The 7908-nt window shown below is 58.7% G+C and carries 4 protein-coding genes; all 4 read left to right on the top strand.

Annotated elements, in window-relative coordinates; all coding sequences use genetic code 11:
* The first annotated feature begins 195 nt into the window (after positions 1 to 195).
* Entirely contained in the window at positions 196 to 1935 is a 1740-nt protein-coding gene (locus tag HMPREF1022_RS03725; protein WP_009301957.1) for a methyl-accepting chemotaxis protein, read from the top strand.
* 194 nt (positions 1936 to 2129) lie between these two features.
* The gene (locus tag HMPREF1022_RS03720; RefSeq protein WP_009301956.1) at positions 2130 to 2645 is read left to right on the top strand and encodes a chemotaxis protein CheW; all 516 of its coding nucleotides are present in this window, start codon (positions 2130 to 2132) and stop codon (positions 2643 to 2645) included.
* A 77-nt stretch (positions 2646 to 2722) separates the two neighbouring features.
* Positions 2723 to 4795, top strand: coding sequence for a methyl-accepting chemotaxis protein (locus HMPREF1022_RS03715; protein WP_009301955.1), 2073 nt, complete (start codon positions 2723 to 2725; stop codon positions 4793 to 4795).
* A 705-nt stretch (positions 4796 to 5500) separates the two neighbouring features.
* Positions 5501 to 7240, top strand: coding sequence for a HAMP domain-containing methyl-accepting chemotaxis protein (locus tag HMPREF1022_RS03710; protein WP_009301954.1), 1740 nt, complete (start codon positions 5501 to 5503; stop codon positions 7238 to 7240).
* The last annotated feature ends 668 nt before the right edge of the window (positions 7241 to 7908 follow it).

The raw sequence follows: 7908 nt of genomic DNA, 5'->3' as shown, positions 1-7908 counted from the left end.
GAGAGAGAGAGAGAACCGCTGAACGCAGCGGGACTTTTTTATATACTTCTTAATTTTTCATATGCTTCTTAAAGGGTTGCATTTCCTCTGCGCTGGGGAATGCAATCCTTTTTCTATGGCGGGTACAGCCCGTTCAATCGGACGTACCGGGTCAACGACGTGGCACATACATCATCTTCAAGAGAGGAGATTCTGATGAAACTGTCTACAAAGATTTCTTCCAGCATGGGCGCATTGACGGCACTGATCGCCATTCTGGCGGTCTATCTGCTGGTACAGATGGGCAACGTCAATGACATGTCCACCACACTGGCGGAGCGCAACATTCCGGTCATTGATCTGGCGGGCAAGCTGAATAATGACATCTCGGAATATCGCATCGCGGAAACCCGATACGTTCTCAATCCCGATCCTGCCCGCAGGGAGCAAAATGAAAAGGACCTGGCCGACTGGAAGGAAAAAATTGATTCCTATCTGTCCGAGCTGGCCGACCGCGTTAAGATGGAAGTCGTCAAAAAAGCTCTCGCGAAGGTCGATGCGACGCAAAAAACCTTTTTCGATATTTCCAAAAACCTGTTGGACATCTCCCGCCAAGGTGAGGTGGAAAAGGCGAAAGCTTTGATGTTGGGGGATTCGGAGACGGCCTACCGTGACCTGAGCGACAAGCTCAACGCCCTTGCCGACGCGGCCAAAAACAATGCCCAAGCCATGAACGCCGAAGGCGACGCCAGGTACGACAACAGCAATATGATCGGCACGGCCCTGACCCTGCTGGCGGTTCTGATCGCCGTGGTGCTGACCTTCCTGATCGTGCGCAACACGGTGCGCCAGTTGGGCAAGGACCCCGGCGAACTCAACGGCATCGCCCACCGCGTGGTGGGCGGCGATTACGATATCGACGACGGCGGCAAAAAGATGGGCGTGTACGGGGCCATTGTGGAAATGGTCACCGCTTTGAAACAGAATATTGAGAACGCCCAACGCGAGTCCGAGAATGCCCGGGAGCAATCCCGCAAAGCCCAGGAAGCCATGACCCAGGCCGAGGCCGCGAGCAAGGAAGCCCAGGCCAAGACCCAGGCCATGCTGGTGGCCGCCGATAAGCTGGAGCAGATGGGCGGCGTGCTCTCCTCCGCATCCACGCAGTTGTCCGCCCAGATTGAACAGTCCGACCGGGGTTCGGCCGAATCCGCCACCCGCCTCTCCGAAGCGGCCACGGCCATGAACGAAATGAACGCCACGGTTCAGGAAGTGGCGAAAAACGCCGGCTCCGCCTCCTCGGCCTCCGCTGAAACCAAGCAGAAGGCCGAGGCCGGGGCCCAAGTCGTGGAAAAGGCCGTGCACAGCATCGGCCAGGTCCATCAGATGTCCCTGACCCTCAAGGAGGACATGGCCCAGCTCAACGAGCACGCCCAGGATATCACCCGGATCATGGGCGTGATCTCGGACATCGCGGACCAGACCAACCTCCTGGCCCTGAATGCCGCCATTGAGGCCGCCCGCGCGGGCGAAGCCGGGCGCGGCTTTGCCGTGGTGGCCGACGAAGTGCGCAAACTGGCCGAAAAGACCATGGCTTCCACTAACGACGTGGGCAACGCCATCAAGGCCATCCAGGAAAGCACGGCAAAGAGCATGACCGGCGTGGAGCAGTCCGTGGCACGCATCAGCGAGGCCACGGAGCTCGCCGGGCAATCCGGCGCGGCCCTGGAGGAAATTGTCGCCACCGTGGAGGCCACGGCGGACCAGGTCAATGCCATCGCCACAGCCAGCGAGGAGCAGTCCGCCGCCAGTGAGGAAATCAATCAGTCCATCGTCCAGGTCAACGACATGGCCAAACAGACCGCCGAGGCCATGGCCGAAGCGGCCAAAGCCGTGTCCGATCTGGCCGCCCAGGCCCAAAGCCTCACCACGCTGATTCAGGAGTTGAAGCGGGCCTGACGCTGACGGATTGCGGCCGGGGAAACGCATCTCCTTCCCGGCCGCGAACAGGCGTGTTCCGGACAACACACGCCTTTGCCAAGCGCGCCCCGACGTGGACAGCGGGGCGCGCCTCAGCCGGGGGGCCGATCTCCGGCCTCCCGGCTCTCAAGCCCAGGCGCTCATCAGATGTATCGAACCGAAGCGAGGTTGCGGTGGACACGACAACAAACGGCCATACCAACAATAACGACACTACGCTTATCCAATTAGTGACGTTCAAGATCGCTGACGAGGAGTTCGGCGTGGACATCCTGCGGGTGCAGGAAATCATCCGCATGATGCCCATCACCAAGGTGCCCAAAGCGCCTTTCTTTGTGGAGGGCGTGATCAACCTGCGGGGCAAGGTCATTCCCATCATCGACATGCGCAGGCGTTTCGGCATGGCGACAAACGCCCATGACGGACAGACCCGGATCACGGTCATGGATTTGCAGGGGCAGGTGGTGGGCTTTGTGGTGGACGCGGTGCGGGAAGTGCTGCGCATCAAGGAGTCCACAGTCGAGGCTCCGCCCCAGGTGGTGGCCGGAATCGGTTCGGACTACCTGAAAGGCGTGGGCAAACTTGATGACCGTCTGCTCATCCTGCTTGACCTGGACAAGCTCCTGTCCGAAGCCGAAATGGGAGCCCTCAGCGGCGTGGATGATGCGGCCATGGAGCGGGCCGGGTAACTTCGCCCCCCCTCAGGGAATGCGTCTTTTTGCCACCCCACCGGTTTTGACACCTCTTCTTACAAGGAAGGGATAAGATGCGCCTGACCTTATTGCCCAAAATGATTCTCTGTATTCTGGTCCCCGCCCTGCTCGGCTTGTGCGTGGTCGCCGGATTCAGCTATTACGCGGCGGAAAAAACCATGAGCCGCCAGCTTGCCGAGGAAATGACCCTGGTCATTGAACGGCAGAAAAGCGAGTTGAACAACATCGTACTCCCCTTGCAGGACATCCTGCAGAACGCCACCAACGTGGCCCGCGTTCAGCGCCTTTTGCGTGAAAAAGCCGCCGGTGCTCCGGCTGAACACATTGCGGAACTGCTTCCGGCCGCCCAGGACGCCGTGGATGAGCTGAAGAAGAATTTTCCTCTGTTCAGGGCAACGGCGCTGGTCGCTGCGGACGGAACGATTCTCGCCCACAGCGACCGTAAGCAGAACAACACGTCACGAAAAGACCGCGACTACTTCAAGCAGGCCATGCGGGGCGAAAAGGCGACAGAAAATATCATCAGCAAATCGACCGGCGAACTGACGACCATTCTGTCGGTGCCTGCCGTCATTGACGGCAAAATCCTCGGCGTGGTCTTCGGCGATGTGAATATTCCCGTCCTGACCGAAAGAACAACGGATACCATCAAACTGGGCCATACCGGGATCTGCTTTCTCTATAATAATACCGGGCGGGCCATAGCCCATCCGGACAAAAAGTATATCGGCACCGACAATTCACAGGTGGAGTGGACCCGCCACATTCTGGCCGAACGCGACGGGCGGCTGGCCTATGTCTGGGAGGGCAAGGAAAAAATAGCCTATTTCCGCCATATCCCGGTACTGGACTGGTTTCTGGTACTGACGGTGGAGCGCGACGACATGCTCAGCGGCGTCACCGCCATGCTGCGCGCCAACCTGTGGCTGGTGGGCGTCTGCTCCCTGGCGGTGGGCCTGATCATCTTTCTGATGGCCCGGAATTTTGCCCGCGTCCTCAAGGGGGAAGCCGGATTCGTGGCCTACGTGGCCGAAGGCAATCTTACCATTCCCCCCGACATGCGGAAGCTGCTTGCCAAGGATTGCGCCCGTTCAGACGAGATCGGCATGCTGGCCCGAGGCATCCGGCACATGGTCGACAGGATACGCGCGCTTTTTGACGAGGCGAAACAAAAGACGGATGAGGCCGAGCAAGCCACGGCCGAAGCCAGACGGGCCATGGACGAAGCCGAGGACGCGCGGAAAGCGGCGGAAAACGCCCGCAAGGACGGCATGCTGGCCGCCGCCGGACGGTTGGAGAGCATGGCGGGCATTATTTCCTCCGCCTCCACCGAACTTTCAGCCCAGATTGAGCAGTCCGACCGGGGCGCGGCCGAGTCCGCCCAACGCCTCTCCGAAGCGGCCACGGCCATGAACGAAATGAACGCCACTGTCCAGGAAGTGGCTAAAAACGCCGGTTCCGCCTCCGCCGCTTCCGCCGATACCAAGCAGAAGGCCGAGGCCGGGTCCCAGGTGGTGGAAAAAGCCGTGCACAGCATCGGCCAGGTCCATCAGATGTCCCTGGAACTCAAGGAAGACATGGCCCAGCTCAACGAGCACGCCCAGGACATCACCCGGATCATGGGCGTGATCTCGGATATTGCGGACCAGACCAACCTGCTGGCGCTCAACGCCGCTATTGAAGCGGCCCGCGCGGGCGAGGCCGGGCGCGGCTTTGCCGTGGTGGCCGACGAGGTGCGCAAACTGGCTGAAAAGACCATGGCTTCCACCAATGACGTGGGCAACGCCATCAAGGCCATCCAGGAGAGCACGGCCAAAAGCATGACCGGCGTGGACCAGGCCGTGGAACGCATCGGCGAAGCCACGGAGCTTGCCAGCCGTTCCGGCGCGGCCCTGGAAGAAATTGTGGCCACCGTGGAAGCCACGGCGGATCAGGTCAACGCCATTGCCACGGCCAGCGAGGAGCAGTCCGCCGCCAGCGAAGAAATCAACCAGTCCATTGTCCAGGTCAACGACATGTCCCGCCAGACCGCCGAAGCCATGGCCGAGGCCGCCAAAGCCGTGTCCGACCTGGTCGCTCAGGCCCAGGGTCTCACGAATCTGATCCGGGAGCTGAAAAAAGCATAACAAGGCCGGCATGTTGGCCGGATATCCTTTTTCGACTGTAAGCAAAGCGCTCCGCAACTGGCAGCGGAGCGCCTTGCTTACTTTTATGCCCGCCATGATTTACGAAATATAATAATTAATTCTCCAGAAAAATCCAACACTCTATTTTATGCGAACTATCCTACTCATTAATACGAATGTTCAACGATAATTTTATGTGTTTTTGTTATTTTTTACTTAATTTTACAAATATTAAATTTTATACTAAAGAAAGTTCACATTTTTACGATATAAGATTGTAATCATGTGCCATTCTCTGAGGGCGTCCAAAACAGTCGCATAAGAACGGCGCCGGAAGTGTGGATAACGGTATTTCGGGCAACAGGTTCGAGGATCAGAAACGAACTCTACTTCAGGCCTTGGCCCGTGCCGGACAGCGCGCAAAGCTGTTCGCCGCGGCCAGGAGTGTCATGAGACGGATAAAGGAACATCCCCTTTCCTTGAAGCACTGTGATGTCTGTCAGCCTCCGGCCCGCGCGGCGCTTCGTTACGGCCAAAAGAGAGAGCCGCTGCACGTAGCGGATCTTTTTTCATATATTTCTTAAAGGCTTGCATTCCTTTTGCGCTGGGGAATGGAATCCTTTTTCTCTGACGGGTACGGCCCGTTCAATCGGGCGTGCCGGATCAACGATGGGGCGCACACATACTTCAAGAGAGGAACTTCTGATGAAACTGTCTACAAAAATTTCTTCCAGCATGGGCGCGTTGACGGCACTGATCGTCATTCTGGCGGTCTATCTGCTGGTGCAGATGGGCGACGTCAATGGCATGTCCACCACACTGGCGGAGCGGAATATTCCGGTCATTGATCTGGCGGGCAAGCTGAATAATGACATCTCGGAGTACCGCATCGCGGAAACCCGGTACGTTCTCAATCCCGATCCGGCTCGCAGGGAACAAAATGAAAAGGACCTGGCCGACTGGAAGGGAAAAATCGATTCCTACCTGTCCGAACTGGCCGACCGTGTAAAGGTGGGAGCCGTCAAAAAAGCTCTCGCGGAGGTCAATGCGGCACAAAAGTCCTTTTTCGATATTTCCAAAACCCTGGAGGGCATCTCCCGCCGGGATGAGCTGGAACAGGCGAAAGCCCTGATGCTGGGCGATTCGGAGACGGCCTACCGCGACCTGAGCGACAAGCTCAACGCCCTTGCCGACGCGGCCAAAACCAACGCCGAAGCCATGAGTGCCCAAGGCGACGCCAGGTACGACAACAGTAATATGATCGGCACGGCCCTGACCCTGCTGGCGGTTCTGATCGCCGTGGTGCTGACCTTCCTGATCGTGCGCAACACCGTGCATCAGTTGGGCAAGGACCCCGGCGAACTCAACGGCATCGCCCACCGCGTGGTGGGCGGCGATTACGATATCGACGACGGCGGCAAAAAGATGGGCGTGTACGGGGCCATTGTGGAAATGGTCACCGCTTTGAAACAGAATATTGAGAACGCCCAACGCGAGTCCGAGAATGCCCGGGAGCAATCCCGCAAAGCCCAGGAAGCCATGACCCAGGCCGAGGCCGCGAGCAAGGAAGCCCAGGCCAAGGCCCAGGCCATGCTGGTGGCCGCCGACAAACTGGAGGCAATGGGCGGCGTGCTCTCCTCCGCTTCCACCGAACTTTCGGCCCAGATCGAGCAGTCCGACCGGGGCGCGGCAGAGTCCGCCCAGCGCCTCTCCGAAGCGGCCACGGCCATGAACGAGATGAACGCCACTGTCCAGGAAGTGGCCAGAAACGCCGGGTCCGCCTCCGCGGCCTCCGCCGAAACCAAGCAAAAGGCCGAGGCCGGGTCCCAGGTGGTGGAAAGGGCCGTGCGCAGCATCGGGGAGGTCCATCAGATGTCCCTGGCTCTCAAGGACGACATGGTCCAGCTCAACGAGCACTCCCAGGACATCACCCGGATCATGGGCGTGATCTCGGACATTGCGGACCAGACCAACCTCCTGGCGCTCAACGCCGCTATTGAGGCCGCCCGCGCGGGCGAGGCCGGGCGCGGTTTCGCCGTGGTGGCCGACGAGGTGCGCAAGCTGGCCGAAAAGACCATGGCTTCCACCAATGACGTGGGCAACGCCATCAAGGCCATTCAGGAAAGCACGGCCAAGAGCATGACCGGCGTGGACCAGGCCGTGGAACGCATAGGCGAAGCCACGGAGCTCGCCGGGCAATCCGGCGCGGCCCTGGAGGAAATTGTGGCCACCGTGGAAGCCACGGCGGACCAGGTCAACGCCATTGCCACAGCCAGCGAGGAGCAGTCCGCCGCCAGCGAGGAGATCAACCAGTCCATCGTCCAGGTCAACGACATGTCCCGCCAGACCGCCGAAGCCATGGCCGAAGCCGCCAAAGCCGTGTCCGACCTGGCCGCCCAGGCCCAGGGCCTGACCAATCTGATTCAGGAATTGAAAGAAGCATAACCACAAATTGCGGCCGGGGGCAGTGCATCTCCTCCCCGGCCGCAAACGGGCGCGTTTGGACAGTACGCGTCTCTTCCCAGGCGTGCCCCGACGGACAACGGGGCGCGCCTTCTTTGTAACCGGCAGCCGCCCGGCGGCGCTCGTTCCCGAAGGGGATGCGAACGCGCAAGCCCGTCAGCGCGGGGCGGGAACGGCCGGATATTTTGTATAATTCCACAACTATTTGAATATATTTATAAAACAGTATATTTTATACTATTCAGCAAAAATTTTTTACCTGCTTTGCGACATTCTTCACTTGCGTTCTCCCCGATATTGGTAAATATCTATCGGGGACTAAAGTAAATGCATCAATTTTCCGATAACTAAATACAAAGGGTTTTGTGCCTGTTCCGCCCGCCGGACAGCGGTTTCAAAGACCTGGGATGGTTCCCCGCGCCTCCGGGAAGCGGACGGCAACGCAATATTTTTTTGCAGAGGACAGTGCGAAATGAAGAGATCCGCAACCATATTTTCTCTTCGTAACGGCGCGGGACATCCCGGCGCCGCGCTGAATTGCCTGCAGAGAGAGAGAGAGAGAGAGAGAGAGAGAGAGAGAGAGAGAGAGAGAGAGAGAGAGAGTACGTAGTACGTTACGTTTACGTTTACTTACGTTACGTTACGTTACG

It is taken from the genome of Desulfovibrio sp. 6_1_46AFAA, from assembly GCF_000224635.1.
GTDB classification, from domain to species: domain Bacteria; phylum Desulfobacterota; class Desulfovibrionia; order Desulfovibrionales; family Desulfovibrionaceae; genus Desulfovibrio; species Desulfovibrio fairfieldensis.
The sequence above is the reverse complement of the archived record's forward strand: the minus strand, read 5'-3'. Positions and strand labels throughout refer to the sequence as shown.

Coding starts and splice junctions, on each gene's coding strand:
- HMPREF1022_RS03725 (WP_009301957.1), top strand. CDS start 196: ATGAAACTGTCTACAAAGATTTCTTCCAGCATGGGCGCATTGACGGCA.
- HMPREF1022_RS03715 (WP_009301955.1), top strand. CDS start 2,723: ATGCGCCTGACCTTATTGCCCAAAATGATTCTCTGTATTCTGGTCCCC.
- HMPREF1022_RS03710 (WP_009301954.1), top strand. CDS start 5,501: ATGAAACTGTCTACAAAAATTTCTTCCAGCATGGGCGCGTTGACGGCA.